General features: G+C 59.1%; 30 protein-coding genes. 20 read left to right on the top strand and 10 right to left on the bottom strand.

All coding sequences use genetic code 11. The features are described from left to right. Positions 1 to 119: 119 nt before the first annotated feature. Positions 120 to 1,085, top strand: a complete 966-nt coding sequence (locus AC1MEE_RS24815; protein WP_480412146.1) for a LysR family transcriptional regulator — start codon at positions 120 to 122, stop codon at positions 1,083 to 1,085. A 36-nt stretch (positions 1,086 to 1,121) separates the two neighbouring features. On the opposite strand, the gene AC1MEE_RS24810 is transcribed toward AC1MEE_RS24815, so the two are convergent. After that, positions 1,122 to 1,808, bottom strand: coding sequence for an HAD-IA family hydrolase (locus AC1MEE_RS24810; RefSeq protein WP_480412145.1), 687 nt, complete (start codon positions 1,806 to 1,808; stop codon positions 1,122 to 1,124). A 113-nt stretch (positions 1,809 to 1,921) separates the two neighbouring features. Between AC1MEE_RS24810 and AC1MEE_RS24805 the strand changes: the two genes are divergently transcribed. Then, positions 1,922 to 3,415, top strand: a complete 1,494-nt coding sequence (locus AC1MEE_RS24805; RefSeq protein ID WP_480412144.1) for a YdgA family protein — start codon at positions 1,922 to 1,924, stop codon at positions 3,413 to 3,415. 286 nt (positions 3,416 to 3,701) lie between these two features. Here AC1MEE_RS24805 and AC1MEE_RS24800 read toward each other — a convergent pair whose 3' ends face one another. Continuing rightward, positions 3,702 to 5,036 (bottom strand): IS110 family RNA-guided transposase, encoded by a 1,335-nt coding sequence (locus AC1MEE_RS24800; RefSeq protein WP_480412050.1) that lies wholly within the window; start codon positions 5,034 to 5,036, stop codon positions 3,702 to 3,704. A 589-nt stretch (positions 5,037 to 5,625) separates the two neighbouring features. Between AC1MEE_RS24800 and AC1MEE_RS24795 the strand changes: the two genes are divergently transcribed. The 6 genes from AC1MEE_RS24795 to AC1MEE_RS24770 all read left to right on the top strand — a co-directional run bounded on the left by AC1MEE_RS24795 (position 5,626) and on the right by AC1MEE_RS24770 (position 10,525). After that, a complete protein-coding gene (locus tag AC1MEE_RS24795) occupies positions 5,626 to 6,522 on the top strand; it encodes an energy transducer TonB (RefSeq protein ID WP_480412143.1) in 897 nt (298 codons plus the stop codon). A gap of 65 nt (positions 6,523 to 6,587) precedes the next feature. Further along, positions 6,588 to 7,157 carry a YqgE/AlgH family protein gene (locus tag AC1MEE_RS24790; RefSeq protein ID WP_480412142.1) on the top strand — a complete coding sequence of 190 codons (570 nt, stop codon included), beginning with the start codon at positions 6,588 to 6,590 and terminating at the stop codon, positions 7,155 to 7,157. Beyond that, the gene (gene ruvX / locus AC1MEE_RS24785; protein WP_480412141.1) at positions 7,157 to 7,597 is read left to right on the top strand and encodes a Holliday junction resolvase RuvX; all 441 of its coding nucleotides are present in this window, start codon (positions 7,157 to 7,159) and stop codon (positions 7,595 to 7,597) included. The genes AC1MEE_RS24790 and ruvX overlap by 1 nt, the downstream gene beginning before the upstream one ends. Before the next feature lie 117 nt (positions 7,598 to 7,714). Then, positions 7,715 to 8,230 carry a bifunctional pyr operon transcriptional regulator/uracil phosphoribosyltransferase PyrR gene (gene pyrR, locus AC1MEE_RS24780; protein ID WP_480412140.1) on the top strand — a complete coding sequence of 172 codons (516 nt, stop codon included), beginning with the start codon at positions 7,715 to 7,717 and terminating at the stop codon, positions 8,228 to 8,230. A 22-nt stretch (positions 8,231 to 8,252) separates the two neighbouring features. Continuing rightward, positions 8,253 to 9,257: an aspartate carbamoyltransferase catalytic subunit gene (locus AC1MEE_RS24775; protein ID WP_480412139.1), complete on the top strand. Its 1,005-nt coding sequence runs from the start codon at positions 8,253 to 8,255 to the stop codon at positions 9,255 to 9,257. Next, positions 9,254 to 10,525, top strand: coding sequence for a dihydroorotase (locus AC1MEE_RS24770; RefSeq protein ID WP_480412138.1), 1,272 nt, complete (start codon positions 9,254 to 9,256; stop codon positions 10,523 to 10,525). Before AC1MEE_RS24775 ends, AC1MEE_RS24770 begins: the two co-directional genes overlap by 4 nt. A 161-nt stretch (positions 10,526 to 10,686) precedes the next feature. On the opposite strand, the gene AC1MEE_RS24765 is transcribed toward AC1MEE_RS24770, so the two are convergent. Further along, positions 10,687 to 11,106: an NINE protein gene (locus tag AC1MEE_RS24765; protein ID WP_480412137.1), complete on the bottom strand. Its 420-nt coding sequence runs from the start codon at positions 11,104 to 11,106 to the stop codon at positions 10,687 to 10,689. Positions 11,107 to 11,357: 251 nt separating this feature from the next. Here AC1MEE_RS24765 and AC1MEE_RS24760 point away from each other — a divergent pair, with 251 nt between their 5' ends. Continuing rightward, positions 11,358 to 12,044, top strand: coding sequence for a C40 family peptidase (locus AC1MEE_RS24760; RefSeq protein ID WP_480412136.1), 687 nt, complete (start codon positions 11,358 to 11,360; stop codon positions 12,042 to 12,044). 74 nt (positions 12,045 to 12,118) lie between these two features. On the opposite strand, the gene AC1MEE_RS24755 is transcribed toward AC1MEE_RS24760, so the two are convergent. Beyond that, positions 12,119 to 13,153: a type IV pilus twitching motility protein PilT gene (locus tag AC1MEE_RS24755; protein ID WP_480412135.1), complete on the bottom strand. Its 1,035-nt coding sequence runs from the start codon at positions 13,151 to 13,153 to the stop codon at positions 12,119 to 12,121. 55 nt (positions 13,154 to 13,208) lie between these two features. On the opposite strand from AC1MEE_RS24755, the gene AC1MEE_RS24750 reads away from it, so the two are divergent. The 9 genes from AC1MEE_RS24750 (at position 13,209) to AC1MEE_RS24710 (ending at position 19,950) form a co-directional block, all read left to right on the top strand. Beyond that, positions 13,209 to 13,895: a YggS family pyridoxal phosphate-dependent enzyme gene (locus AC1MEE_RS24750; protein WP_480412134.1), complete on the top strand. Its 687-nt coding sequence runs from the start codon at positions 13,209 to 13,211 to the stop codon at positions 13,893 to 13,895. A 26-nt stretch (positions 13,896 to 13,921) separates the two neighbouring features. Further along, positions 13,922 to 14,740 (top strand): pyrroline-5-carboxylate reductase, encoded by an 819-nt coding sequence (gene proC / locus AC1MEE_RS24745; RefSeq protein WP_480412133.1) that lies wholly within the window; start codon positions 13,922 to 13,924, stop codon positions 14,738 to 14,740. Positions 14,741 to 14,767: 27 nt separating this feature from the next. Further along, positions 14,768 to 15,358: a YggT family protein gene (locus AC1MEE_RS24740; protein ID WP_480412132.1), complete on the top strand. Its 591-nt coding sequence runs from the start codon at positions 14,768 to 14,770 to the stop codon at positions 15,356 to 15,358. A gap of 230 nt (positions 15,359 to 15,588) precedes the next feature. Next, positions 15,589 to 16,728 (top strand): homoserine O-succinyltransferase MetX, encoded by a 1,140-nt coding sequence (metX, locus tag AC1MEE_RS24735; protein ID WP_480412131.1) that lies wholly within the window; start codon positions 15,589 to 15,591, stop codon positions 16,726 to 16,728. Between the two features lie 7 nt (positions 16,729 to 16,735). Then, the gene (gene metW / locus AC1MEE_RS24730) at positions 16,736 to 17,356 is read left to right on the top strand and encodes a methionine biosynthesis protein MetW (RefSeq protein ID WP_480412130.1); all 621 of its coding nucleotides are present in this window, start codon (positions 16,736 to 16,738) and stop codon (positions 17,354 to 17,356) included. Between the two features lie 22 nt (positions 17,357 to 17,378). Beyond that, positions 17,379 to 17,813: a DUF4426 domain-containing protein gene (locus AC1MEE_RS24725; protein ID WP_480412129.1), complete on the top strand. Its 435-nt coding sequence runs from the start codon at positions 17,379 to 17,381 to the stop codon at positions 17,811 to 17,813. After that, entirely contained in the window at positions 17,810 to 18,406 is a 597-nt protein-coding gene (rdgB, locus tag AC1MEE_RS24720; protein WP_480412128.1) for an RdgB/HAM1 family non-canonical purine NTP pyrophosphatase, read from the top strand. The genes AC1MEE_RS24725 and rdgB overlap by 4 nt, the downstream gene beginning before the upstream one ends. Beyond that, on the top strand, positions 18,403 to 19,617 hold the full coding sequence (gene hemW / locus AC1MEE_RS24715) for a radical SAM family heme chaperone HemW (RefSeq protein ID WP_480412127.1): 1,215 nt from the start codon (positions 18,403 to 18,405) through the stop codon (positions 19,615 to 19,617). The genes rdgB and hemW overlap by 4 nt, the downstream gene beginning before the upstream one ends. 9 nt (positions 19,618 to 19,626) lie before the next feature. Next, on the top strand, positions 19,627 to 19,950 hold the full coding sequence (locus AC1MEE_RS24710) for a DUF3392 domain-containing protein (RefSeq protein ID WP_322176883.1): 324 nt from the start codon (positions 19,627 to 19,629) through the stop codon (positions 19,948 to 19,950). Positions 19,951 to 20,079: 129 nt separating this feature from the next. Here the strand turns inward: AC1MEE_RS24710 and trmB are convergent, their stop codons facing one another. From trmB to AC1MEE_RS24690, 4 genes are all read right to left on the bottom strand, one after another. After that, positions 20,080 to 20,805: a tRNA (guanosine(46)-N7)-methyltransferase TrmB gene (trmB, locus tag AC1MEE_RS24705; RefSeq protein WP_480412126.1), complete on the bottom strand. Its 726-nt coding sequence runs from the start codon at positions 20,803 to 20,805 to the stop codon at positions 20,080 to 20,082. A gap of 10 nt (positions 20,806 to 20,815) precedes the next feature. Continuing rightward, positions 20,816 to 21,610 carry a thiazole synthase gene (locus tag AC1MEE_RS24700; RefSeq protein WP_480412125.1) on the bottom strand — a complete coding sequence of 265 codons (795 nt, stop codon included), beginning with the start codon at positions 21,608 to 21,610 and terminating at the stop codon, positions 20,816 to 20,818. Positions 21,611 to 21,688: 78 nt separating this feature from the next. After that, positions 21,689 to 21,889, bottom strand: coding sequence for a sulfur carrier protein ThiS (gene thiS, locus AC1MEE_RS24695; protein ID WP_480416334.1), 201 nt, complete (start codon positions 21,887 to 21,889; stop codon positions 21,689 to 21,691). A 114-nt stretch (positions 21,890 to 22,003) separates the two neighbouring features. Then, positions 22,004 to 22,381 carry a DUF423 domain-containing protein gene (locus AC1MEE_RS24690; RefSeq protein ID WP_480412124.1) on the bottom strand — a complete coding sequence of 126 codons (378 nt, stop codon included), beginning with the start codon at positions 22,379 to 22,381 and terminating at the stop codon, positions 22,004 to 22,006. An 80-nt stretch (positions 22,382 to 22,461) separates the two neighbouring features. Here AC1MEE_RS24690 and mtgA point away from each other — a divergent pair, with 80 nt between their 5' ends. Further along, positions 22,462 to 23,172 (top strand): monofunctional biosynthetic peptidoglycan transglycosylase, encoded by a 711-nt coding sequence (gene mtgA / locus AC1MEE_RS24685; RefSeq protein WP_480412123.1) that lies wholly within the window; start codon positions 22,462 to 22,464, stop codon positions 23,170 to 23,172. 31 nt (positions 23,173 to 23,203) lie between these two features. Here the strand turns inward: mtgA and AC1MEE_RS24680 are convergent, their stop codons facing one another. Further along, positions 23,204 to 24,058, bottom strand: coding sequence for a sulfurtransferase (locus AC1MEE_RS24680; RefSeq protein ID WP_480412122.1), 855 nt, complete (start codon positions 24,056 to 24,058; stop codon positions 23,204 to 23,206). Between the two features lie 51 nt (positions 24,059 to 24,109). Further along, positions 24,110 to 24,781, bottom strand: a complete 672-nt coding sequence (locus AC1MEE_RS24675; RefSeq protein ID WP_480412121.1) for a TetR/AcrR family transcriptional regulator — start codon at positions 24,779 to 24,781, stop codon at positions 24,110 to 24,112. Between the two features lie 213 nt (positions 24,782 to 24,994). On the opposite strand from AC1MEE_RS24675, the gene AC1MEE_RS24670 reads away from it, so the two are divergent. Next, entirely contained in the window at positions 24,995 to 26,425 is a 1,431-nt protein-coding gene (locus AC1MEE_RS24670; protein WP_480412120.1) for a coniferyl aldehyde dehydrogenase, read from the top strand. The last annotated feature ends 40 nt before the right edge of the window (positions 26,426 to 26,465 follow it).

Genomic DNA, 26,465 nt, shown 5'->3' with positions numbered 1-26,465 from the left:
TCGGGCGGATAAATTCGAGGTTGCCAACCGTAGTTATATGTGGTCATTATTACGGGTCGGCGATATATGTTGTGTTGGGTAAAGCCTGTTGAATAGTGTGAGTGAGGTCAATAAGTATTATGGAAACCCCACTTTCCACTTCTGGAAACTTGCCGCCAAAACCCGGAAGCAGAGCGCCTTTGACCCTCAGCGGTCTGGACTTCAAGCTGCTTCGGGTATTCAAGGCGGTGGTGGAAGCGGGAGGCTTCAGTGCTGCGCAAAATGAGCTGAATGTCGGCCTTGCGGCCATCAGCAAACAGATCTCCGACCTCGAAATCCGCATCGGCATGCGCCTGTGTACCCGAGGCCGGGAAGGCTTTTGCCTGACCGAAGAAGGCAAGCAGGTGTACCAGGCGTCCATCGATCTGTTCGCATCGGTGGACAGTTTTCGCGATCGACTTAATTCAGCGCAGAATGAATTGATCGGGGATTTAAGTGTGGGGGTAATTGATAATACAGTCTCCGATATTCATTCGCCTTTAGTTAAAGCGCTGCGGACCTTACATGATGAAGCCCCGAAAGTAAGACTGCGCCTGCACGCGGCTCAGCTGGATGAAGTAGAGCGGGGGGTTGTCGAAGGAAGATTTATTGCCGGCATCGTCCCGGTGTATCAGAAACGTGAAGAGTTTGATTACTTTGCACTGTATGAAGAACGGTCAGAAGCCTATTGTGGCGCAGGCCATGAACTGTTTTCAGTGAAGGACAGCGAGATGGATGCGACGGTATTGCGCAACCATGAGGTGATCAATCACCGGTATGCGGTACATGGCGATAAAGCCAACTTTGTCGACTATGACAGCCTGAGTGCCTCGGCCTCGCAAGTTGAAGCGGTCGCTCTGCTGATTCTCACCGGTCGCTTCGTCGGCTTCTTGCCGCAACACTACGCCGCACCGCTAGTCCGCGACGGAACGCTGCGCGCACTGCGTCCGGACTTGATCAATATTCGCACACCCTTCAACCTGATCCTGCGCCACAACGCCCCGCGAAGTCCCTTGGTAAAAGCCTTCGTAACGGCATTGGGGGTGGATCTGAAGGTGATGGTGTAGGTGTTGCCTGCGCCAGAAACCGTGTTCGTCCAAAACTTAAAACGCCGGCAACCCCCATGCCTCAAGCGGAAAGTCCTCCAGCGACTGAAGATGCAGATCGGCGTGGGTGTATTGCTCGATGGGCATATGAGCGTCCGGCACGGCCACGGCGAACATACCCGCAGCTTTGGCCGCCGTTACGCCGAAGGGTGAGTCTTCGAATACCAGGCAATCCTTGGGCTCAACGCCAAGATGGCGGGCGGCGACCAGGAAGATATCGGGGGCGGGTTTGGCAGCACCAACTTCTGGATGGTCGGCGGTCACTACGGTATCGAACAGCTCGAACCACTCACGGTGCAGCGTGGTTTTGGCCTTGAAGTAGTGGATGGACGAACTGGTGCCCACGGCGATGGGAATGTTGTGTGCGGCCAGATGCCGGACCAACGCTTCGGCGCCTGCCATCGCCGGTGAACGCGGGAAACGCTCATCGAGCAAGGGTTCGCGAGTGGTCAAAAATTCATCGATGGACAGCGGCAAATCCAGCGCACCGATTACGTAACCGGCGAAATCCCGTGCGCCACGGCCGATGGTGTTCTGCTTGATCGCCCAGTCGAAGGTGCGACCGTAACGACTGGCAATAATATGAGTGACCTCGGTGTAGATCCCCTCGGTATCCAACAACAAGCCATCCATATCGAAAATAACGGCCTTGATCGGGCCCAAATCGTTGCGCTGTTCACTCATCTCGTCTGCTCCCGTTTTCAAATCCGAGCATCAGCCTACCGTCTGAGGGAAGACCGTGGCTAGCCGCGGATGATAATCTCGCCTGCTTATGGACAGCGAAAATGGGGCGACAGATGAAAAAATCAGCAAAGGTTGCAGTGGGCGTCGTCATTGCAGTAGCGGCACTGAGTAGCGCTGGGGCGTGGTACACCGGCAGTCAATTGGAAGGCGTTTTGCGCACCTCAGTCGACGATACCAATCGGCAGATTAAATCGTCTATCAACGGTTCCGACGGTAGCGTGACGGTTGAGCTGGTTTCGATAGAGCGCCATTTGTTCAGTAGCACCGCGCACTATCGCGTGAACGTCCAAAGTAAAAAGCTGGGCAAAGATAAAGAAAACATCGATCTGCTGTTCGTCGATAACATCGAACACGGCCCGCTGCCGTGGTCGCGATTGAAGTCGTTGAAACTGATGCCGGTCATGGCCGCCAGCAACTACGAGATCGAGAAAAACGCCGCCTCCGAAAAATGGTTTGCTGCGACCAATGGCGTCGCGCCGCTCAAAGGCCACACCAGCATCGGCTACGACCGCTCCACCGAAGGCACGCTGGATTTGCTGCCGCTGGTTATCGATGACCAGGACGGCACGTTCAAATTCTCCGGCGTCCACCTCGACATGGAAGCCAGTGCGAACGCCGAAAAAATCAAGGTCACCGGCAAGCTGGACAACCTGCAACTCAACGTCGTTTCGGAACAAGGCCCGGTAAGCGTTGAGGTCCATGGCGTGACGTTCAATAGCGGTGGCACCAAAGGCGCCTCCGGTTTTTACCTCGGGCATAGCGATGCCAAAGTCGCCAGCACACAGCTGCAGACCGCAAACAAACCACCGGTGCTGCTCAAAGACTTTGTAATGACCAGCTTGATGCAAGAGGAAGGCGGTAACCTAGCGGCTCAAGCGACGTACGACGTCGGCATGATCAGTTACAACGGTAAGGATGTCGGCGCCTTCCAGATGCTGTGGAAGTTCGGCAACTTCGACATCGCCGCGACGCAAGCGCTGTACACGCTCTACCAGAGCAAAATCGCGCCGCAACAACAGGCCGCAGCGTCGGCCGGGCAACCGTTGAAGGTGAAACTGAGCGACGCCGATCAGGCTGCGATGAACGCCGAACTGGCGAAACTGCTGACCGCCAAGCCCCACATCGAACTGGAAAAACTCTCACTCAAGACAACCAACGGCGAAAGCCACTTCAGTCTCGCCGTGGACCTGAACAACCCCGGCCCCCTCGACCAACCCACCGCAGAACTGGTCAAAAAGCTGCTCGCCCAACTGGAGGCGAAACTGCTGCTGTCCAAACCGATGATCAAGGACGTCGCCAGCCTGCAAGCGTCCCTCGGGGGCCAGACCGACCCGAAAATCATCGAACAGCAAGCCCAGGATGCGGCCGACACAGTCGGCGGTATGGCGACCATGACTCAATTAGCCAAGGTCGAAGGCGACAACGTCGTGTCCAACCTGCATTACGCCAACGATCTGGTGGACTTCAACGGCCAGAAAATGACCGGCCCACAGTTCATCAACCTGGTCATGAGCAAGCTCGGCGGCTTGACGGGTACTGCTCACTAAGTAACTGAGCAGGCAAAAGGGGATTTATTTGCCGAGAATAAATCCTCTTTTTAGTTAATGTGATCTATCTCTCAAACACCTTTTAAATCAGTGGTTTTAAACGATTATTTTTGGATGTACCGGATCAACTGTGGGAGCAGGCTTGCCTGCGAAGAAGCCAGTCGCCCAACGATGATCTTTCTGGCCTGTGGGATTATCTGATACGGGTCGATTGATTCGCAGCGGGACGCGTAGTTGCAAGCCTGCTCTCATCAAACAAAAAATAACGCATTGTTTTTTATGCCTTTTATTTGGCCATAACTAACTGCATCCCAAGCTTGTGTGCCTTGCGTTCCAGGGCACGCAGTTGACGGTGTCGACTCTCGGCTTCATAGGCTTCCATACCTCGCTCCACGTAGGGTTGGCCTTTGGTCAACATGACGTAGATCAGGCGGGCCAGTTGATGCGCGGTGGCTTTGATGGCGCACGCGGTATCCATGCGCGCCAACCGGGCTCGATGGCTGGCGCCGATGAAGCTCTTGTCGTTGCGCGCGTTGGACGCGGCCTGCTTCAAGGCCTGCGCGGCTCGATTCGAGACCTTTGGCGGACTACCAGGCAGCTGCCTGCCGCCGGATATCCGGGTCGCAGGTGCCAGGCCGAGCCAGGAACAGAAGTGTTGTTGTGTGGGAAATCGCGATAAATCAGGCCCGATTTCGCTCGCCAGTGCCAAAGCGGTTTCGACGCCGATGGTGGGAATAGCGGTCAAATCAACGCCCATTATTTTTCCCAGCGCACGGTGCAAACGGGCTTGCTCGGCTGACGAGCGGTGCGGGCTGCGCAGTGCCTTGGCCGGCGGCAGAGGTTCATCGTTCAATACCGGCAGTCGATCAATGGCGTGAGCGATGGCCTGATCGCATTCGGCAATTTGCTGTTCCAGAAAATCATGCGTCGCCATTTCCTGAGCCAGGGCATGCAGATGCTCGGTTCGCCAGTTACCGCGCAGGCTGCGGGCAATGGTTTCATGATCGGCCTTGATGTGACCGTTTCGAAAACCGGCCAATACGTACGGATCACGCTCGCCGCCGATGATCGCGTTGAGGATTTTCTTGCCCGTCAGGCCGGTGATGTCACTGATGACAGTGGCTAGCTGGATGTTCATCTGGGTCAAGGCTTTCTGCATGCGATTGACGCTCTTGGCCTGATCGCGAACTTTCATTGCGCGCTGGCGAACCAGAGAGCGCATCGAGCAAATGTCGTCGGCGGGCCGAAAGGCGCCTCTGAGCAAGCCGTGGGTCATGAGCTGCCAAATCCACTGGCAGTCCAGCACATCGGATTTGCGCCCGGAGGTCTGGCGGGTGGCGCGGGAGTTCACCAAATACACCTCGAAGCCCCGTGCATCGAGGATTTCAAACAGCGGTATCCAGTAGACCCCGGTTGCCTCCATGGCCACGACATTGATCTTCAACGCTTCGAGCCAATCGGCTAATGCGAGCAACTCGTCGGTGAACGTTTTAAACGAGCGGACAGGGGTGTCGCTCTGGTCGGGGTTGACCCCCACCCAATGCTCGCGACTGCCAATATCGATACCCGCACAATGAGGGTGAACCACTTCAAAACGTTTCTGCTGGTTCTTGCGCGCCATGACAATTCCTCGCAGGATTGAGGGGCGCGCGGGGAGCACGGTGGCGAATGGATTCACTCTCTCATACGTGGTCACAGCTTGCTGTGCCGACAACGACTCCACGCCGATACCGTGCGGACCACTCTCCCATGCGGGTGCGTACACACCAGTGATGGCTACGGTCTTGGTCCCCGCGCGCGCTTCGATTCTACGACGTGCCCCAGTTTGCTGCGCGACAGCGCGGCGTCGAAGACGCGGCGAGGCCTCCCATCAAACAACCTGTAAACCATTGGGTTTAAAAGATTATTTTTTGGAATGCGGGATCAACTGTGGGAGCGAATTTATTCGCGAATACGGTCTATCAGGCGCCGACGATGCTGGATGTGCCGACGCCTTCGCGAATGAATTCGCTCCCACGGGGATTCAGGGTGAACCCAACACCAAGTTTGCTGCGCGACAGCGCGGCGTCGAAGACGCGGCGAGGCCTCCCATCAGGCTTGTCTGCCGCAACTCCAGCTTGCCTTCCCACAGACCAACGCACACCGCAGCATTGAGACAGTGCGCTATCATGCGCGCCCTGTGAAACGCGCAATGTGATGCTGGACTGTTAATGAACGCCTTGGCCGACGACATGCCCCCCGAACTCTCCCATACCGGCGTGCGCCCGGCTGATCGGCTTGGGTTTGCCCTGATAATTGCAGCGCTGATCCACTTGGCGCTGATCTTGGGTGTGGGCTTCACTTACATCAAGCCGCAACAAATCAGCAGAACCCTGGAAATTACCCTCGCCACCTTCAAAAGCCCAAACCAGCCGGAAAAAGCCGATTTCCTCGCCCAGGACAATCAGCAAGGCAGCGGCACGCTGGACAAGAAGGCCATCCCCAAGACCACCGAAATCGCGCCGTTTCAGGACACCAAGATCAACAAGGTGACGCCACCTCCCACCGCCAAACCGTTGGAAAAACAGGAAGCGCCAAAAACCGCCGTGGCGACCAAGGTGCAAAAAATCCAGAAAACCGTGACCAAACACGAAGAAGTCAAGCAGGAGCCGGTCGCCAAAGCCGCACCAACCTTCGACAGCACGCAACTTTCCAGCGAAATTTCCAGCCTGGAAGCCGAACTGTCCAACGAGCAACAGCTGTACGCCAAACGACCGAAGATCCATCGCCTGAGCGCCGCCTCGACCATGCACGACAAAGGCGCCTGGTATAAAGAGGACTGGCGGAAAAAAATCGAACGGATAGGCAATCTCAACTACCCGGAAGAAGCACGGCGCCAGCAGATTCGCGGCAATCTGCGGTTGATGGTGTCGATCAATCACGACGGTTCGCTGTACGAGATATTGGTCCTGGAGTCATCCGGCCAACCGCTGCTGGATCAAGCGGCGCAACGTATTGTGCGCCTGGCGGCACCTTTTTCACCGTTCACCGGCGATCTGGCTGACATCGACCGCCTGGAGATCATTCGCACCTGGCGTTTTACCAACGACAAACTGTCCAGTAACTGAAGATCTGTAAAACCTATCTCTTTAGCCAGTTGTCAGGCCCGTCGAGCAACGCCACACTAGGGCTCATGAAAAACGTATCTGCAAGCTACCTCAAGCATCAATTCCTGATTGCCATGCCGCACATGGCCGATCCGAACTTTGTGCAAACCTTGACTTACATCGTCGAGCACAACGCAAATGGCGCCATGGGCCTGGTGATCAACCGCCCGCAGAGCCTGACGCTGGCGGACGTTCTTGAGCAACTGCGACCGGAAATCGATCCGCCGTCTCGCTGCCAGCACATCCAGATTCTTACCGGTGGCCCGGTGCAGACCGATCGCGGTTTTGTCTTGCATCCCAGCGGACAGGTCTTTCAGGCGACGCTGGAACTCGGCGGCCTGGCGATGTCGACGTCCCAGGACGTGCTGTTCTCCATCGCCGACGGCTACGGCCCGGATAAAAGCCTGATCACCCTCGGTTATGCCGGTTGGGACGCCGGGCAGCTGGACGCCGAGTTGGCGGCCAACGCCTGGCTGACCTGCCCGTTCGACCCGGCCATTCTGTTCGACATCCCCAGTGAGCAGCGCCTCAATGCTGCGGCGGCGCGCCTGGGCATCAACCTCAGTTTGCTGACCAGTCAGGCGGGCCACGCCTGATGGCTGGATTACGTCTTTTGCTGGGTTTCGATTACGGCACCAAACAGATCGGCGTGGCGGTCGGCCAGGTGATTACCGGCCAGGCCCGCGAGCTGTGCATTTTGAAGGCGCAGAACGGCATCCCGGACTGGGACAAGGTCGAGGCCTTGATCCGCGAGTGGAAACCCGATGCAATCGTCGTTGGCCTGCCGCTGAACATGGACGGCACGCCGAGCGATATGAGTGCTCGTGCCGAGAAATTTTCACGTCGACTCAACGGCCGCTACAACCTACCGGTGTATACCCACGACGAACGCCTGACGACCTTCGAAGCCAAGGGCGAACGTCAGTCCCGGGGTGGTCAAAAAGGCACGTATCGCGACAACCCGGTGGATGCCATCGCCGCAGCGCTGCTCTTACAGGGCTGGCTGGATGCCAATGGCGCCCTGTTCGACGCCTGATTGCTTGATTGAACCCTTATTGAGCTCTTTATTGAGCTCTTTATGGAAAGAACTGGAATCCAAGTTTCAGCCTGAGCAACCCGCTTCGCCGACGCTCAGGCCCCTGAAGGAGCAACCATGAGCCTGCCCAATCCCGCCGAACTGATCAGCCAGATGGCCATTGATCTCACGGCTCACCTGAGCCAACGCGGCATCACTGATCCGCGCTTTATCGGCATCCGCACTGGCGGTGTCTGGGTCGCGCAGGCGTTGCTCGACGCGCTGGGCAGCCAGTCACCGCTGGGCACACTGGACGTTTCGTTCTATCGCGATGACTTCAGCCAGAACGGCCTGCACCCACAAGTGCGCCCGTCGGCGCTGCCGTTCGAGATCGAGGGCCAGCATCTGGTATTGATCGATGACGTACTGATGAGCGGGCGGACTATTCGCGCCGCCCTCAACGAGCTGTTCGATTACGGCCGTCCGGCCAGTGTGACGTTGGTTTGCCTGCTCGACCTCAACGCCGGGGAACTGCCGATTCGCCCCAACGTGGTCGGCGCCACGCTGTCGCTGGCGCCCGATGAACGGGTAAAATTGCTCGGCCCCGCGCCGCTCGCACTTGAGTACCAGAACCTTTCCGCCGCCGCCCTCTAGCCCTTTATAAAGAGTCCTTGCGATGACGCCTCTCGACGCCAAGCGCCCGCTGCAGCTCAATCATCAGGGCCAGCTGCGCCATTTCCTCTCGCTCGACGGTTTGCCCCGCGAGCTGCTCACCGAAATTCTCGACACCGCCGACTCCTTTCTGGAAGTCGGCGCCCGGGCGGTAAAGAAGGTCCCGCTGCTGCGCGGCAAGACCGTGTGCAACGTGTTCTTCGAAAACTCGACCCGTACCCGCACCACCTTCGAACTGGCGGCCCAGCGGCTGTCGGCCGATGTGATCACGTTGAACGTCTCGACCTCGTCCACCAGCAAGGGCGAAACGCTGTTCGACACCCTGCGCAACCTCGAAGCCATGGCCGCCGACATGTTCGTCGTGCGTCACGGCGACTCGGGCGCCGCGCACTTCATCGCTGAGCACGTGTGCCCGGACGTGGCCATCATCAACGGTGGCGACGGCCGCCATTCGCACCCAACCCAGGGCATGCTCGACATGCTGACCATCCGCCGACACAAGGGCGGTTTCGAAAACCTGTCAGTGGCGATCGTCGGCGATATCCTGCATTCACGAGTGGCACGCTCGAACATGATCGCGCTCAAAGCCCTTGGTTGCCCGGACATCCGCGTGGTTGCACCGAAAACCTTGTTGCCGGTCGGTGTCGAGCAATACGGGGTCAAGGTCTACACCGACCTGGCTGCCGGCCTCAAAGATGTCGACGTGGTGATCATGCTGCGCTTGCAGCGCGAGCGCATGCAGGGCGGCCTGTTGCCCAGCGAAGGTGAGTTCTACCGCTTGTTCGGCCTGACCACTGCACGTCTGGCCGGCGCCAAACCGGATGCCATTGTCATGCACCCAGGTCCGATCAACCGCGGCGTAGAGATCGAGTCGGCAGTGGCCGACGGCGCCCACTCGGTGATCCTCAACCAGGTCACTTACGGCATCGCGGTACGCATGGCGGTGTTGTCCATGGCCATGAGTGGGCAAACCGCGCAACGTCAATTCGAGCAGGAGAACGCCCAGTGAAGCTCAGCATCCTCGGCGCTCGCGTCATTGATCCTACAAGTGGTCTGGATAAAGTCATCGATCTGCACCTGGAAGGCGGCAAGATCCTCGCCATCGGCGCAGCACCTACCGGTTTTGCGCCCAGCCAGACGATCGACGCGCAAGGTTTGATCGCCGCGCCCGGTCTGGTCGACCTCAGCGTGGCCTTGCGTGAGCCGGGTTACAGCCGCAAGGGCACGATCGCCAGCGAAACCCAGGCCGCGGCCGCAGGCGGCGTCACCAGCCTGTGCTGCCCGCCACGGACCAAGCCGGTGCTGGACACCTCGGCCGTCGCCGAACTGATCCACGACCGAGCCCGTGAAGCCGGCAACTGCAAAGTGTTCCCTATCGGCGCCTTCAGCAAGGGTCTGGAAGGCGAGCAATTGGCCGAGCTGATCGCCTTGCGCGATGCGGGCTGCGTCGCCTTTGGCAACGGTCTGGACAGTTTTCGTAATACCCGGACCTTGTGCCGGGCCCTGGAATACGCCGCGACGTTCGACCTGACGGTGATTTTCCACTCGCAGGATCACGATCTGGCTCAAGGTGGTTTAGCCCATGAAGGCCCCACCGCCAGTTTCCTCGGCTTGCCGGGTATTCCTGAAACCGCCGAAACCGTGGCCCTGGCTCGCGATCTGCTGTTGGTGGAACAAAGCGGCGTGCGCGCGCACTTCAGCCAATTGACCAGCGCACGCGGCGTGGCGCTGATCGCTCAGGCGCAAGCCCGTGGCCTGCCGGTGACCGCCGATGTGGCGATGTACCAGCTGATCCTCACCGACGAAGCGCTGATCGATTTTTCCAGTCTGTACCACGTCCAGCCGCCGCTGCGCACCCGCGCTGACCGCGATGGCCTGCGTGAGGCCGTGAAGTCCGGGGTGGTTCAGGCCATCTCCAGCCATCACCAGCCCCACGAGCGCGATGCCAAGCTGGCACCGTTCGGCGCGACCGAGCCGGGCATCAGCAGCGTTGAGTTGCTGCTACCGCTGGCGATGACGCTGGTGGAAGACGGCCTGCTCGACCTGCCGACCCTGCTCGCGCGCCTCAGCGCTGGCCCTGCGGCGGCCTTGCGCCTGCCTGCGGGTCAATTGAGTGTCGGTGCGGCGGCGGATCTGGTGCTGTTCGATCCAGCGTCCTCGACAGTGGCGGGTGAGAAGTGGCTGTCCAAAGGCGAAAACTGCCCGTTCCTCGGCCACTGCCTGCCGAGTGCCGTACGGTACACGCTGGTGGATGGTCGGATCAGCTATAGCGCCTGATTTGGTCTTGATCGCGGTGCAGACAAACCCGAGGGGACTGATTTATTTTCAGCGCTTCATCGAAAATTAATCTGTCCCCCACTTTTAGGGACAGATTGATTTTTCAAAGAGCACGAAAAATAAATCAGTCCCCAACTCAAGACGCCACAGCCCTTCTGGCTTCACCCCCGCCGTGCATTCTCAACAGAAATCTGGTCATTCAGTGTCCAGAAGTCATACAGCACGCCCAGCAGAAACAACCCGCCCGTCAGCAGGTAGATTATCCCGGTGATCCATTTACCCTGATACATCCGGTGCACACCGAACACGCCAAGAAACGTCAGCAAAATCCAGGCGATGCTGTAATCAGTAGAACCGGCGTTGAACCTCAGGTCGGCTTCGCGGTCCATGCTTGGGATCAAAAACAGGTCGATCAGCCAACCGATGCCCAGCAGCCCCAACGTGAAAAACCAGATAGTGCCGGTCACTGGCTTGCCGTAATAGAAGCGGTGCGATCCGGTAAAACCGACGATCCACAACAGATAACCGAGGATTTTACTGTGAGTGTCCTGAGGTTGGAGGTCTTGCCGATAGCTGTTCATTAACTGCCTCATTTGAGCTGATAGAAAAAAATATCCGTAAATTTTGTGACTTTAATATCGCGCTCCGACGTATGGCGGGAACCTTCGCGCCGTATCGTAACCCCTTGTTATAAAGGGCTTTGCCTGATTTCAAGTGACACATTACCGCAACAAAGCGGTGATCCTGGCCGTAATCGTTTCGACAAACGGGATCAGAATCATCGGAAAAGCTGTTATAAAGTTGCGCGCTGACCCACTAAGAGCCCTGCCTAATGCGTCCATTTTTCAAGACATGGCTAACCATTTGCCTATTTATGCCCCTGGCCGCCTACGCCACCAATCGTGAGCAACAGTTACCAGCAAGCTTCAACGGCTTCACCGCAAAATCTCATTCTTCGCCAATCACCACGGCTTCCAATGAGACGTCTCTCCACGAAAAAGTTCACAAACATACAAAGGTTTCCAGCCGGACAACCCATCGTCCCGCTCACCACAAATCCTCCGGTAAAGCAGCGGTCGCCCCTCCGCAAATGGCGGCCAAGCAGAGTAGCGTTGTATTGAGCCGGGCCGTAAATGTCCTCGGTACCCCTTATCGTTGGGGCGGCAGTAGCCCAAGTAAAGGGTTCGATTGCAGCGGGCTGGTCAAATACGCCTTCCGCGATGTGAACGAAGCTGATTTGCCGCGTACGTCCAATGCCATGGCTGCAGGTCATGGGCAGAAGGTCGATCGCAAGGATTTGAAGCCAGGCGACCTGCTGTTTTTCAACATCAAGAGCCATAAGGTCAATCACGTTGCCATCTACCTGGGCAACGACCGCTTTATCCATGCGCCACGCCGGGGTAAAGCGGTGAGCATCGACACTTTGAAAAAACCGTATTGGGAGAGCCATTACGTGGTCGCCAAGCGGGTCCTGCCAAAGCAGAAAGACCAGCCAACCCTGCGCCTTTCCCAAGGCTGATCGTATAGCCTGCATCCGTGCAGGCAATGCGCCGAGGCTCCTCCGGCGCATCGATCTCCCCCCGCCCCCCTGACTTAGAAGTTATCTGGCGTCTTGGCCTTCTCACGAGCGCCTTCGCGAGTGATCAAGCCTTTGGTCACCAGCTCCTTCAAGCTCATATCCAGCGTCTGCATACCCAACGCCCCACCGGTCTGGATCGATGAGTACATCTGCGCGACCTTGTCCTCGCGGATCAGGTTACGGATGGCTGATGTGCCGATCATTATTTCGTGCGCCGCCACCCGTCCGCCGCCGACCTTCTTGATCAGCGTCTGGGAAATCACTGCCTGCAACGACTCGGACAGCATGGAGCGCACCATCGATTTCTCTTGCGCTGGGAAGACGTCGATTACCCGGTCGATGGTTTTCGCCGCCGACGTGGTGTGCAGCGTGCCAAACACCAAATGTCCGGTTTCAGCAGCGGTCAGCGCCAGGCGGATGGTTTCGAGGTCGCGCATCTCACCGACCAGAATGATGTCCGGGTCTTCACGCAGGGCAGAACGCAAGGCTTCGGCGAAACCCAACGTATCGCGATGGACTTCACGCTGGTTGACCAGGCACTTCTTCGATTCGTGAACAAACTCGATCGGGTCTTCGATGGTAAGAATGTGATGATGCTTGTTGTTGTTCAGGTGATCGATCATCGCCGCCAGGGTGGTGGACTTCCCCGAACCGGTGGGCCCCGTGACCAACACCAGACCGCGCGGCACCTCGGTAATCTTACGAAACACTTCTCCCAGACCGAGATCGCCCATGGTCAGGACTTTCGACGGAATGGTCCGGAACACCGCACCGGCGCCCCGATTCTGGTTGAACGCGTTGACCCTGAACCGCGCGACACCGGGCACTTCGAAGGAGAAGTCAGTTTCCAGAAACTCCTCGAAGTCCTTGCGCTGCTTGTCGTTCATGATGTCGTAGATCAGTTCATGGACCTGCTTGTGGTCCAGCGCCGGCAGGTTGATTCGCCGCACATCCCCATCGACTCGAATCATCGGTGGCAGCCCGGCAGAAAGATGCAAGTCCGACGCGCCTTGCTTGGCACTGAAAGCCAGCAGTTCGGTAATATCCATAGGGCTCCCCAATCACATAGAATGCCGCAGACTTTAGCCCTGCTGGCGCAAATCAATGTCCACGATAGCAGACAACGTTTCCCGAGTTGATGAGCGAATTCGCGCAGCAGCCCTTGCGGTGCAACGCGACCAAGCGACCATCGGCCTACTGGCCGTAAGCAAGACCAAACCTGCCGCAGCCCTGCGTGAGGCGTTTGCCGCTGGCCTGCGCGATTTCGGCGAGAACTACCTGCAGGAAGCCCTGAGCAAACAGCTCGAATTGGCCGACCTGCCCTTGTGTTGGCATTTCATCGGCCCCATTCAGTCAAACAAGACTCGTGCTATCGCCGAGCACTTTGCCTGGGTGCATTCCGTGGATCGCTTGAAAATCGCACAACGCCTGTCCGAACAGCGTCCCGCCGAACTGCCGCCACTCAACATCTGCATTCAGGTCAACGTCAGCGGTGAGGCGAGCAAATCTGGCTGCACACCGGCCGACTTGCCTGCTTTGGCTGCGGCCATCAGCGCTTTGCCACGCCTGACCCTGCGCGGACTGATGGCGATACCCGAACCCACCGAAGACAGCGCCGCACAAAACGCTGCTTTTGCTGCAGTACGCAGCCTGCAAGATAGCCTGAACCTGCCGCTCGACACTCTTTCCATGGGCATGAGCCACGACCTGGAGGCCGCCATTGCACAAGGCGCAACCTGGGTTCGGATCGGAACGGCCCTTTTTGGTGCCCGTGACTACGGCCAGCCATAAACCCATTCGTTAACAGGAACTCAGTCATGAGCAAGACCCGTATTGCCTTTGTCGGTGCCGGAAACATGGCCGCCAGCCTGATCGGCGGGCTGCGCGCCCAAGGTGTGGACGCTGCACTGATTCGCGCCAGCGATCCGGGTGCCGAACAGCGTGCCAAGGTCGCCGCCGAGCACGGCATCGAACTGTTCGCCGATAACGCCGAAGCCATCGAAGGCGCGGATGTCGTGCTGATCGCAGTCAAACCGCAAGCAATGAAGGCGGTGTGCGAAGCACTACGCCCGAGCCTCAAGCCCCATCAATTGGTGGTGTCCATCGCCGCGGGCATTACCTGCGCCAGCATGAACACATGGCTGGGCGAACATCCCATCGTGCGTTGCATGCCCAACACCCCTGCGCTGCTGCGTCAGGGCGTCAGCGGCCTGTACGCCACCGCTACAGTTTCCAGCGAACAACGCGAGCAGGCCGGACAACTGCTGTCGGCCGTCGGCATCGCGCTGTGGCTGGACGATGAAAAGCAGCTGGACGCCGTCACTGCGGTGTCCGGCAGTGGCCCGGCGTATTTCTTCCTGCTGATCGAAGCGATGACCGCCGCAGGCGAGAAACTGGGTCTGCCCCGGGACATCGCCGCCCAACTGACCCTGCAAACCGCCTTGGGCGCCGCGTTGATGGCCACTGGCAGCGATGTCGATGCCGCCGAGTTGCGCCGCCGTGTGACCTCGCCTGCGGGCACCACGGAAGCAGCCATCAAGTCATTCCAGGCCGGCGGCTTCGAAGCCCTGGTCGAAACAGCACTCACTGCTGCCGCGCATCGTTCGGCAGAGATGGCCGAACAGCTCGGCCGGTAATTTTTTAGGCCATTAAGGAGCAGACCGATGATCGGACTGACCACCGCTGCAATTTATGTTCTGCAAACCATCGGCAGTTTGTACCTGCTGATTATTCTGCTGCGCTTCGTGCTGCAGCTGGTTCGTGCGGACTTCTACAACCCTCTGAGCCAATTCGCCGTGCGCGCCACTCAGCCGCTACTCAAGCCACTACGGCGGATCATCCCGAGCCTGTTCGGGCTGGACATGTCATCCCTGGTTCTGGCGATCATCGTGCAACTGGCGCTGATGGCCCTGACCCTGCTGCTGATGTATGGCACTACCGGTAACCCGGTGCAGTTGCTGATCTGGTCGATCATTGGCATAACCGCGCTATTCCTGAAGATTTTCTTCTTCTCCCTGATCGTCAGCGTGGTCCTGTCCTGGGTCGCACCGGGCAGCCACAACCCTGGCGCGGAACTGGTCAATCAGATCTGCCAACCGGCGCTGGCGCCATTCCGGCGCATCCTGCCGAACCTGGGTGGCCTGGATATTTCGCCGATCCTCGCGTTCATGGTGCTCAAGTTGCTGGACATGCTGGTGATCAACAACCTCGCCGCCATGACCATGATGCCTGACGTCCTGCGTTTGCTGATCTAACGTCTTAGCCGCCCCTGTAGGAGCTGCCGAAGGCTGCGATAAGGTCCGCAGGACCTTCAGCGATCTCAAGAAAACGACCGCTCTGCGGTCGATCGCAGCCTTCGGCAGCTCCTACAGAAAGAGTGATCACCCACGATATCGCAGCACCCGCACCAGCAGGTCCGGTGTTTGCTTGCCGCTAGGGGCAGCGGTCTTTAGACTTACGCCTCATTTATGCGAGAGCAGGGTCGATGTCCACTGTCTTTCCCCACGATTCTGTAGGTCTGGTCACACCGCAACTGGCGCATTTCAGCGAGCCGCTGGCCCTGGCCTGTGGTCGTTCGTTGCCTGCCTACGACCTGATTTACGAAACCTACGGCCAGCTCAATGCCGCGGCCAGCAACGCCGTGCTGATTTGTCACGCGCTCTCCGGGCACCATCATGCGGCGGGCTTCCATAGCGTCGATGAGCGCAAGCCCGGTTGGTGGGACAGCTGCATCGGCCCCGGCAAACCCATCGACACCAACAAATTCTTCGTCGTCAGCCTGAACAACCTCGGCGGCTGCAACGGCTCGACCGGTCCCAGCAGCATCAACCCCGAGACCGGCAAGCCCTTCGGCGCCGATTTCCCGGTGCTGACCGTGGAAGACTGGGTCAACAGCCAGGCGCGCCTGGCCGATATGCTCGGCATCCAGCAGTGGGCAGCGTTGGTCGGTGGCAGCCTGGGCGGCATGCAGGCGTTGCAGTGGACCATCAGCTACCCGGATCGGGTCCGGCACTGCCTGGCGATTGCGTCGGCCCCCAGGTTGTCGGCACAAAACATCGCGTTCAACGAAGTGGCGCGGCAGGCGATTCTGTCCGACCCGGAATTCCATGGCGGTGATTTCCAGGAGCACGGCGTAATCCCCAAGCGCGGCCTGATGCTGGCGCGCATGGTCGGGCACATCACGTACCTGTCCGATGACTCCATGGGCGAAAAATTCGGCCGTGGCCTGAAGAGCGAAAAACTCAACTACGACTTCCACAGCGTCGAGTTCCAGGTCGAAAGCTACCTGCGTTATCAGGGTGAAGAGTTCTCCGGACGCTTCGATGCCAACACCTACCTATTGATGACCAAGGCACTGGACTACTTCGACCCGGCCGCCAATTACGGCGACGACCTGGCGCTGACGTTCGCCGGGGCCAAGGCCGATTTCTGCGTGATCTCTTTCACCACCGACTGGCGCTTCTCGCCGGCCCGCTCGCGGGAACTGGTGGATGCACTGATGGCGGCGAAAAAGAACGTCTGCTATCTGGAGATCGACGCCCCACAGGGCCACGACGCGTTCCTGATTCCGATCCCGCGCTATTTGCAGGCCTTCACCAGCTACATGAACCGAATTGCACTCTGAGGACACCATGAGAGCCGACCTGGAAATCATCCAAGACTGGATCCCTGCCGGCAGCCGGGTGCTCGACCTCGGCTGCGGCGATGGCGAGTTGCTGGCCTGGCTGCGCGACCATAAGCAAGTCACCGGTTATGGGCTGGAAAACGACGCCGACAATATCGCCCGCTGCGTCGCCAAGGGCGTCAATGTCATCGAGCAGGATCTGGATAAAGGCCTCGGCAACTTCGCCAGCGACAGCTTCGATATCGTGGTCATGACCCAGGCCCTGCAAGCCGTGCACTACCCGGACCGGATTCTCGACGAGATGCTGCGGGTCGGTCGTCAGTGCATCATCACCTTCCCCAACTTCGGTCACTGGCGCTGCCGCTGGTACCTGGCCAGCAAGGGCCGGATGCCGGTTTCCGATTTTCTGCCTTATACCTGGTACAACACGCCGAACATTCACTTCTGCACCTTCGGCGACTTCGAGGAGCTGTGCCGTGGCCGCAAAGCCCGGGTTATCGACCGGTTGGCCGTCGATCAACAGCATCGACATGGCTGGGCCAGCAAGCTATGGCCTAATCTGTTAGGTGAGATCGGGATCTACCGCGTCAGCAGCCCTGGCCTGCAAGATCACCAGATCGCGGTTTGACCACATTCCGAGGAGAACAATCATGCGTCGCTTAGCTCTGTTCCTTTGCGCTCTATGCCTGACCATGCCGGCCATCGCAGCTGATTACGCCAAGCCCGAACGCAAGGAAGTGTTCGGCGATACGACCGTGCATTACAGTGCGTTCACGTCCAGCTTCCTTCAGCCCGATATTGCCGCCGCAGCCGGTCTTGTGCGCAGCAAGAATCAGGGCGTCCTGAACATCGCCGTGCTCAAGGCCGGCAAAGCCAGCACGGCCGAGGTCACCGGCGATGTGAAAGACTTGACTGGCCAGGGCAAGACCCTGAAGTTCAAACAAGTCACCGAGCAAGGGGCGGTGTATTACATCGCGCAATTCCCGATCGACCAGCAGGATACCTTTACCTTCACTATTAACGTTCAAGCTGGCGGCGATACCAATAGCTTCAGCTTCAACCAGGAACTCTTTCCAGGCGAATGATGACTTTCACCCAACTTGTTCTTGCCAGCCATAACGCCGGCAAGCTGAAAGAACTCCAGGCCATGCTCGGTGATTCCGTGCACCTGCGCTCCATCGGTGAGTTCAGCAGTGTCGAGCCGGAAGAAACCGGCCTGTCGTTCGTCGAGAACGCGATCCTCAAGGCGCGCAACGCCGCACGGATTTCCGGACTGCCGGCACTGGCCGATGACTCCGGACTGGCCGTGGACTTTCTTGGCGGCGCGCCAGGTATCTATTCGGCCCGTTACGCGGACGGTCAGGGTGACACGGCGAACAACGCCAAACTGCTGGAGGTGTTGAAGGATGTGCCGCCAGAGCAACGTGGCGCGCAGTTCGTCTGCGTTCTGGCGCTGGTGCGGCATGCTGATGATCCGCTGCCGATCCTTTGCGAAGGTCTGTGGCACGGGCGCATCCTGAGCGCCGCCAGCGGTGAGCACGGTTTCGGCTATGACCCGTTGTTCTGGGTGCCGGAGCGCGACTGCTCGAGCGCCGAACTCAGTCCCATCGAAAAGAACCAGCTCAGCCACCGCGCTCGCGCCATGGCATTGCTGCGTCAACGTCTGGGGCTGCAATGACACCGGACACGCCCGTGCAGCAGCTGTTTCTGGGCGAGGCTGGCTTTTCCTCGCAAGGGACGAGGTCGGCTCTGTCGCAACTGCCGCCCTTGGCGCTGTACATCCATATCCCGTGGTGCGTGCGTAAATGCCCGTACTGCGACTTCAACTCCCACACGGCCAGCCCGGTCTTGCCGGAGCAGGAATACGTCGACGCGTTGCTGGCGGACCTTGATCAAGATCTGTCGAGCGTTCATGGCCGCGAATTGAGTTCGATCTTCTTCGGCGGCGGCACGCCGAGCCTGTTCAGCGCCGACGCGCTGGGCCGCCTGCTCAAGGGCGTGGAGCAGCGCATTGGTTTTGCCAGCGACATCGAAATCACCCTGGAAGCCAACCCCGGCACCTTCGAGCAAGCCAAATTCAGTGCTTATCGCAGGCTGGGCATCAACCGGCTGTCGATCGGTATCCAGAGTTTTCAGGAAGAGAAACTCAAGGCCCTGGGGCGCATCCACAACGGTGACGAAGCGATCCGCGCAGCCGACATGGCGCGTCAGGCCGGCTTCGACAACTTCAACCTGGACCTGATGCACGGCTTGCCGGATCAGTCGCAGGACGACGCGCTGGGCGATTTGCGCCAGGCCATCGCGTTAGCGCCGACCCATCTGTCCTGGTACCAACTGACGCTGGAGCCGAACACGGTGTTTTGGAACCAGCCGCCGAGACTGCCCGAAGATGACGTCTTGTGGGACATTCAGGAAGCTGGGCAAGCCCTGCTGGCGGAACACGGCTACGCGCAATACGAAGTGTCGGCCTACGCCCAGCCTGGCAGGCCTGCGCGGCACAACCTCAATTACTGGAGCTTCGGCGACTTTATCGGCATTGGCGCCGGCGCCCACGGCAAACTCAGCCATCCAGACGGGCGCATCGTGCGCACCTGGAAGACGCGCTTGCCCAAGGATTATCTGAATCCGGATAAAGCGTTCAAGGCCGGCGAGAAGCTGCTCAGCCACGAAGAAATGCCCTTTGAGTTCTTGATGAACGCTCTGCGCCTGACAAATGGCGTCGACGCTGAGCTATTTCTCCAGCGCACGGGTCTAAGCCTCGACACGCTGGCCGGCGCCCGGAAACAGGCCGAACAGCGTGGCCTTTTGGAAGCGGACCCGACACGACTGGTCGCCAGCGCGCGGGGGCAGCTGTTCCTCAATGACTTGCTGCATTATTTTTTGATCTAAGGACTTTGCATGGATCTTGTACTCGACCTGCTCGCCACCGTCTCGCGCTGGAGCCGCAGTAACCTTTCCGAAATCGCCCTGGCGCTGGTCGGTTGTCTGCTGGTGTTGTTCGGGGCAGATATCAAAGGCTGGCTGGAAGGACGCATTGGCGGCCTCGCTGGCGCCTTGCGCGTACCGGTCATGGCCCTGCTGTGCACGATCGGCAGCGGCGCAGCACTGATCTACGCCACGCCATGGGTCATCCGCGGGCTGAGCCAGTTCAACAACTACAGCCTGGCGCCGGTGTTGTTGGTGGTGTTGATTTTGATCGGGGTAGTCGCGGATCGCCGCTGAGTGAGGGGACTGATTTATTTTCAGCGCTTCATCGAAAATTAATCTGTCCCGCTTTGGGTACAGGGGCAGTCCGGGGACAGATTGATTTTTCAAAGAGCGCGAAAAATAAATCAGTCCCCTGATCAGGTTTTAAGCCAGCTTCTCGAACTTCAAATCCCACACGCCATGCCCGAGCCGCTCACCGCGACGTTCGAACTTGGTGATCGGACGTTCGGTCGGGCGGGGTACGCACTGACCGTCTTCGGCCTGATTGCGATAACCCGGCGCGACGTTCATCACTTCCAGCATGTACTCGGCATACGGCTCCCAATCGGTGGCCATATGCAGAATGCCGCCCACTTTGAGCTTGCTGCGTACCAGCTCAGCGAATTCAGACTGGACGATACGGCGCTTGTGGTGACGGCTTTTGTGCCACGGGTCCGGGAAGAACAGCATCAGGCGGTCGAGGCTGTTATCGGCAATGCAGCGGTTGAGCACTTCGATGGCATCGCAATCGTAGACTCGCACGTTGGTCAGGCCTTGGGTCAGCACGCCATTGAGCAGCGCGCCGACACCCGGGTAATGCACTTCGACCCCGATGAAGTCGTGCTCAGGCGAGGCTGCCGCCATCTCCAGCAGCGAATGGCCCATGCCGAAACCGATTTCCAGGGTGCGCGGCGCAGAACGACCGAACACCTGATCGAAATCCACGGGCGCATCGACCAGCGGCAGGACGAACAGCGGCCGGCCTTGATCGAGGCCGCGTTGCTGGCCTTCGGTCATACGGCCGGCGCGCATCACGAAACTCTTGATGCGGCGGTGCTGGCGCTCTTCGCCCCCTTCCGGGATCGGTGCTGCTTCTAACGATTCAGTCATCAACGGGCTCTTACTTGATCAGACCATCCAGCGGCGAGGAAGCGCTGGCATAGAGTTTCTTCGGCATACGGCCGGCGAGGTACGCCAGACGACCGGCGATAATGGCGTGCTTCATGGCTTCGGCCATCATCACCGGGTTTTGCGCGTGGGCGATGGCCGAGTTCATCAGCACCGCTTCACAGCCCAGTTCCATGGCGATGGTAGCGTCGGAAGCCGTACCGACACCGGCATCGACCAGAACCGGCACTTTGGCTTCTTCGAGGATGATTTGCAGGTTGTACGGGTTGCAGATGCCCAGACCGGTACCGATCAGGCCCGCCAGCGGCATCACCGCGATACAGCCGATTTCCGCCAACTGGCGCGCAATGATCGGATCATCACTGGTGTAGACCATCACGTCGAAGCCGTCCTTGACCAGCACTTCGGCGGCCTTGAGGGTTTCGATCACGTTGGGGAACAGGGTTTTCTGATCGGCCAGCACTTCCAGCTTGACCAGATTGTGGCCATCGAGCAGCTCACGGGCCAGACGGCAGGTGCGCACGGCTTCGATGGCGTCGTAGCAACCAGCAGTGTTCGGCAGGATGGTGTAGCGATCCGGCGGCAGGATATCCAGCAGGTTCGGCTCACCAGGGTTCTGCCCAAGGTTGGTCCGACGCACGGCAACCGTAACGATCTCGGCGCCCGAGGCTTCGATGGCCAGACGGGTGGACTCCATATCCGGGTACTTGCCAGTGCCAACCAGCAGGCGCGACTGAAAAGTGCGGCCGGCCAGGGTGAAAGGCTTGTCGGTGCGAACGTTGCTCATCGGAAATCCTCTTTAAGGTTGAGGTTCTTGCAGATTTGAATCGAAGTTCTGACAGTCCGCTGGACCGACCGAAGCGGCCTAGCCGCCACCGATGGCGTGCACCACTTCGACCTGATCGCCTTCGCGCAGGGCCGTGGAGACGTGCTGGCTGCGCGGAACAATATCCATATTGAGTTCGACCGCCACTCGACGCCCGGTCAGGTCCAGACGGGTCAGCAACGCCGCGACGGTTTCGCCGTCGGGCAGTTCAAAGGAGTCACCGTTCAACTGAATGCGCATGCGGTTAGCAGCCATCATTTTAGGGGCCAGTATTCTAGCCCGATCAGTACGTATGACCAAGGCAAAGCCACGCCATTCGTCTCAAGTTGGACTTTGGAGTCAGAACTGCACGCGTCATGCCGCGCCCAAACGCCATGCCGCCAGACCCAAAATCAGCCAGCCAACCAAAAAAGCCAATCCGCCGAACGGCGTGATGATCCCGAGGGCGGTGACACCGGTCAGGGTCAGCAGGTACAAGCTGCCGGAGAACAGCAGAATACCGACGACGAACGAGATGCCCGCCCAGGTCAGCAACCGGCCGGGGATCTGCACCGCGAGCAAGGCTACAGCCAATAAGGCCAGGGTATGGACCAACTGATACATCACGCCTGTGTGAAAAATCGCCAGGTATTCCGCGCTCAGGCGGTTTTTCAGGCCGTGGGCGGCGAATGCGCCGAGGGCCACGCCGGTAAAGCCGGAGAAGGCAGCAAGCATTAAAAAGCCACGAAGCATCTCGAACTCCAGTCAACAATCATTCAGTTGCGCATGGTCTGTATAATGGCCCGCTCGACTGCTCCGGCCAAGCCATCTCTATGCTGCATTTCCTCTTCAAACGCTTCCTTAAAGTCCTGTACTGGTTCGCAGCGGTCAGCATTGTGTTGGTATTGATCTTTCGCTGGGTGCCACCGCCAGGCACCGCGTTGATGGTCGAGCGCAAGATCGAGTCCTGGAGCGACGGCCAGCCTATCGACCTGCAACGCAGCTGGCAGCCTTGGGACAAAATCTCCGACGACCTCAAAGTGGCGGTGATCGCGGGTGAAGACCAGAAATTCGCCGAGCATTGGGGCTTCGATGTCGATGCGATTCAGGCGGCTCTGGCCCATAACGAGCTCGGCGGCTCCGTACGCGGCGCCAGTACGCTGAGCCAGCAGGTATCGAAGAACCTGTTCTTGTGGTCTGGCCGCAGCTGGCTGCGCAAGGGGCTGGAAGTCTGGTTCACCGGCTTGATCGAGATGTTCTGGTCCAAGCAACGGATTCTTGAGGTCTACCTCAACAGCGTCGAGTGGGACGAAGGCGTGTTCGGCGCCGAAGCGGCAGCGCGGCGTCACTTCGGTGTGAGCGCGCGCGGGCTCTCGACGCAACAGGCCAGCTACCTGGCCGCCGTGCTGCCCAATCCTCGCGAGTGGAGTGCCAGCCACCCCAGCAGCTATGTGTCACGTCGTGCCGGCTGGATACGCCAGCAGATGCGCCAGTTGGGCGGGGATGATTATCTGGTGGGGTTGAACCATAGCCGGAAGTTTTAGCGCCTGAACTGACGTCCCGCTGCGAATGGCTTTATGCGCCAGTCGCAATCCCGCGTTTCGGGTCGGTAATCCATTCGCTCCATGACCCGGCATACAGCGCACCCAGCGGATACCCCGCCAGACACAGCGCGAACAGGTTATGGCAGGCCGTCACCCCCGAGCCGCAATAAGCCACCAGATCATTCGGCGAACGATCACCCAGCTTCGTCGCAAAGCGCTGCTTGAGCTGATCGGCCGGCAGAAAACGTCCATCCGCACTCAGGTTTTCGCTAAACGCTGCACATTGCGCACCGGGAATATGGCCGGCTACCGGATCGATAGGCTCTACTTCGCCACGGAAGCGCGGCTCGGCGCGGGCATCGATCAGGGTCATTTGCGGCTGCCCCAGACGTGCTTGCAGCGCCTGGGCACTGAGCAGCAACGATGCATCCGGTTCACCCGTAAAGTGACCCTTCTTGTTTTCCGGCGAATCCAGGCTCAGGGGCAAACCCGCTGCGTGCCAGGCTTTGAGGCCGCCATCGAGCAAGTACACGCCTTCGCGCTTGCCCAGCCACGCCAGCAACCACCAGCCACGGGCAGCAAAAGCACCAGGGGCGTCGTCGTACAGCACGATATCGCTGTCCTGATTGATGCCCCAATCCTGCAAACGCTGGATCAACTCGGCGGGCTTCGGCAAAGGATGGCGCCCTGTCACGCCCTTGGTAACCGGACCGCTGAGATCACGCTCCAGATCAGCAAACCAGGCCCCGGCGATATGCCCCTCGGCATAGCTGCATCGGCCATAGTCGGGGTCTTCCAGGGCGAAGCGACAATCCAGAATGACCAGCCCCGGTTGCTGCTGGCGAGCGGCCAGTTGTTCCGGGCTGATCAGTTGCGCGATAGACATGACAGGCTCCTGTGATGAAAAAACAAGTTCAATCCAATGACATGGCAGGCGTCAACCAACTTCCGCCAGCGCCCGACCCAGCGGCACGTAAAACTCTTTGCACAGCGCATTCACCGCGTCCCGCGCCTCCGGGGTGACGTAGCCCAGTTCCAGCACCAGCACCTGGTACACACCTCGACGCAGAGCCTCCTCACTGAGCCGCGTGGCGTTTTCCCGCGTGGTACACAAGAAGCGCACCCAGGATGTGAGGATGATCCAGGCGTTGAGCGTCAGCGACTCGATCTGCACCTTGTCCATGTGCAAGATGCCAGCCTCGACGAAGCCGCCGTAGATCGCCATCCCCTGAATCAGGCAGTGTTGGGAAAACCTTCGGTAGCGCGCCGCCAACTCAGGATCGGCGTCGAGCAGATGCTCCAGATCGCGATGCAGAAAGCGGTAGCGCCACATGCCGTCGAGCAATTCCAGCAGGTAGAAACGCTTGTCTTCGACACTCGGCAGACGCCCCTTGGGCGGGCGCAAAAAGCTGTCCACCAACGCTTCGTACTCGGTGAACAATTCGGCGATGATCGCCTGCTTGTTGGGGAAGTGGTAATACAGATTGCCCGGCGAAATTTCCATGTGCGCAGCGATATGGTTGGTGCTGACGCTGCGCTCACCCTGCTGATTGAACAGCTCCAGGCTGTTATGCACGATGCGCTCACGGGTTTTGATACGTGGGGCCATGTTCAGCTCGACCGGATAACGGGGTGGTTGGGCAGCATCTTAGCTATGTGTCAGACAAGCCGCCATCGCGGGCAAGCGCGCTCCTACAATTGAAATGCGACCCCCTGTAGGAGCGCGCTTGCCCGCGATGGCGTCTGCAGCTTCACTGAGATATTTGACTTTATAGAGCAATGACTCTAAAAACACATCATAACTCTAATCCGAGCGACGACCATGCCTGCCGAAATCGCCTACCTGCAAGAGTCCGAACAGACCGCCAACGAGCTTGAGCAGCTGTTCCGTGCTCAGCGTCAAGCCTTCGCGGCCAATCCGATGCCCACTGCCGGGCAACGCCTGCAATGGCTCAAGACCTTGCGCACGCTATTGAGCGATGAGCGGCAGGCGCTGATCGACGCCATCAGCAGCGATTTCAGCAACCGCAGCGCGGATGAAACCTTGCTCGCTGAGTTGATGCCCAGCCTGCTGGGGATCGAATATGCCAGCACCCACCTGAAAAAATGGATGAAGCCCTCGCGCCGCAGCGTCGGCATGGCGTTCCAGCCGGCATCGGCCAAGGTCATCTACCAGCCGCTGGGCGTGGTCGGCGTGATCGTGCCGTGGAACTACCCGCTGTTCCTCGCCATCGGTCCGCTGGTCGGAGCGTTGTCCGCCGGCAATCGGGTAATGCTCAAGCTCAGTGAATCGACGCCGACCACCGGTCAGTTGCTCAAACGTCTGTTCGCTCAGGTATTCCCGGAGGATCTGGTCACCGTGGTGCTGGGCGAGGCCGAGGTCGGCATGGCCTTTTCGAAGCTGCCTTTTGATCATTTATTGTTCACCGGCGCCACCAGTATCGGTAAGCACGTGATGCGCGCCGCCGCCGAGAACCTGACCCCGGTCACCCTGGAGCTGGGCGGTAAATCCCCTGCCATCGTCTCCCACGATGTTCCACTCAAGGATGCCGCCGAGCGCATCGCGTTCGGCAAAACCATGAATGCCGGGCAAACCTGCGTCGCGCCGGACTATGTCCTGGTGCCGGAGGATCGGGTCGACGGCTTTGTCGACGCCTATCGGCAAGCGGTGCAGCAATTTTATCCGACGCTGACTGATAACCCGGACTACACCGCGATCATCAACGACCGTCAGTTGGTCCGGCTCAATCGCTACCTCGACGATGCCAGCAGTAAAGGCGCGAAGGTAATTCCGCTGTTCAAGGAAGGCCAGGGGCGGCGTATGCCGTTCAGTCTGTTGCTCAATGTCAGCAACGACATGACGGTGATGCAGGACGAAATCTTCGGCCCGATATTGCCCATCGTTCCCTACAGTCGTATCGATCAGGCTTTCGCCTACATCAATCAGCGCCCGCGCCCACTGGCGTTGTACTACTTCGGCTACAACAAGGCCGAGCAGCAGCGCGTGCTGGAGCAGACTCATTCCGGCGGCGTATGCCTGAACGACACACTGCTACATGTCGCCCAGGATGACATGCCCTTTGGTGGCGTCGGCCCGTCCGGCATGGGCCATTACCACGGCCATGAAGGCTTCCTGACCTTCAGCAAGGCCAAAGGCGTCTTCATCAAACAACGCTTCAATGCAGCTCGGTTGATTTACCCGCCGTATGGCAAAGCGATTCAGCGACTGGTGTACAAGCTGTTCATTCGCTGAGCCGTGGAACACACCCATAACGATCAGGTTAATAACAACA

It is taken from the genome of Pseudomonas sp. ASL3, assembly GCF_056680425.1.
Note: the sequence above shows the minus strand (reverse complement) of the source record. Positions and strands in the feature narration are given on the sequence as shown.

Coding starts and splice junctions, on each gene's coding strand:
- mtgA (WP_480412123.1), top strand. CDS start 22,462: ATGCTGCATTTCCTCTTCAAACGCTTCCTTAAAGTCCTGTACTGGTTC.
- AC1MEE_RS24790 (WP_480412142.1), top strand. CDS start 6,588: ATGAAAAACGTATCTGCAAGCTACCTCAAGCATCAATTCCTGATTGCC.
- AC1MEE_RS24795 (WP_480412143.1), top strand. CDS start 5,626: ATGAACGCCTTGGCCGACGACATGCCCCCCGAACTCTCCCATACCGGC.
- AC1MEE_RS24810 (WP_480412145.1), bottom strand. CDS start 1,808: ATGAGTGAACAGCGCAACGATTTGGGCCCGATCAAGGCCGTTATTTTC.
- AC1MEE_RS24710 (WP_322176883.1), top strand. CDS start 19,627: ATGGATCTTGTACTCGACCTGCTCGCCACCGTCTCGCGCTGGAGCCGC.
- ruvX (WP_480412141.1), top strand. CDS start 7,157: ATGGCTGGATTACGTCTTTTGCTGGGTTTCGATTACGGCACCAAACAG.
- AC1MEE_RS24670 (WP_480412120.1), top strand. CDS start 24,995: ATGCCTGCCGAAATCGCCTACCTGCAAGAGTCCGAACAGACCGCCAAC.
- AC1MEE_RS24680 (WP_480412122.1), bottom strand. CDS start 24,058: ATGTCTATCGCGCAACTGATCAGCCCGGAACAACTGGCCGCTCGCCAG.
- metW (WP_480412130.1), top strand. CDS start 16,736: ATGAGAGCCGACCTGGAAATCATCCAAGACTGGATCCCTGCCGGCAGC.
- AC1MEE_RS24750 (WP_480412134.1), top strand. CDS start 13,209: ATGTCCACGATAGCAGACAACGTTTCCCGAGTTGATGAGCGAATTCGC.
- AC1MEE_RS24740 (WP_480412132.1), top strand. CDS start 14,768: ATGATCGGACTGACCACCGCTGCAATTTATGTTCTGCAAACCATCGGC.
- thiS (WP_480416334.1), bottom strand. CDS start 21,889: ATGCGCATTCAGTTGAACGGTGACTCCTTTGAACTGCCCGACGGCGAA.
- AC1MEE_RS24755 (WP_480412135.1), bottom strand. CDS start 13,153: ATGGATATTACCGAACTGCTGGCTTTCAGTGCCAAGCAAGGCGCGTCG.
- AC1MEE_RS24805 (WP_480412144.1), top strand. CDS start 1,922: ATGAAAAAATCAGCAAAGGTTGCAGTGGGCGTCGTCATTGCAGTAGCG.
- AC1MEE_RS24725 (WP_480412129.1), top strand. CDS start 17,379: ATGCGTCGCTTAGCTCTGTTCCTTTGCGCTCTATGCCTGACCATGCCG.
- metX (WP_480412131.1), top strand. CDS start 15,589: ATGTCCACTGTCTTTCCCCACGATTCTGTAGGTCTGGTCACACCGCAA.
- AC1MEE_RS24765 (WP_480412137.1), bottom strand. CDS start 11,106: ATGAACAGCTATCGGCAAGACCTCCAACCTCAGGACACTCACAGTAAA.
- AC1MEE_RS24690 (WP_480412124.1), bottom strand. CDS start 22,381: ATGCTTCGTGGCTTTTTAATGCTTGCTGCCTTCTCCGGCTTTACCGGC.
- AC1MEE_RS24800 (WP_480412050.1), bottom strand. CDS start 5,036: ATGGCGCGCAAGAACCAGCAGAAACGTTTTGAAGTGGTTCACCCTCAT.
- AC1MEE_RS24760 (WP_480412136.1), top strand. CDS start 11,358: ATGCGTCCATTTTTCAAGACATGGCTAACCATTTGCCTATTTATGCCC.
- AC1MEE_RS24700 (WP_480412125.1), bottom strand. CDS start 21,610: ATGAGCAACGTTCGCACCGACAAGCCTTTCACCCTGGCCGGCCGCACT.
- AC1MEE_RS24775 (WP_480412139.1), top strand. CDS start 8,253: ATGACGCCTCTCGACGCCAAGCGCCCGCTGCAGCTCAATCATCAGGGC.
- rdgB (WP_480412128.1), top strand. CDS start 17,810: ATGATGACTTTCACCCAACTTGTTCTTGCCAGCCATAACGCCGGCAAG.
- hemW (WP_480412127.1), top strand. CDS start 18,403: ATGACACCGGACACGCCCGTGCAGCAGCTGTTTCTGGGCGAGGCTGGC.
- AC1MEE_RS24675 (WP_480412121.1), bottom strand. CDS start 24,781: ATGGCCCCACGTATCAAAACCCGTGAGCGCATCGTGCATAACAGCCTG.
- trmB (WP_480412126.1), bottom strand. CDS start 20,805: ATGACTGAATCGTTAGAAGCAGCACCGATCCCGGAAGGGGGCGAAGAG.
- proC (WP_480412133.1), top strand. CDS start 13,922: ATGAGCAAGACCCGTATTGCCTTTGTCGGTGCCGGAAACATGGCCGCC.
- AC1MEE_RS24815 (WP_480412146.1), top strand. CDS start 120: ATGGAAACCCCACTTTCCACTTCTGGAAACTTGCCGCCAAAACCCGGA.
- pyrR (WP_480412140.1), top strand. CDS start 7,715: ATGAGCCTGCCCAATCCCGCCGAACTGATCAGCCAGATGGCCATTGAT.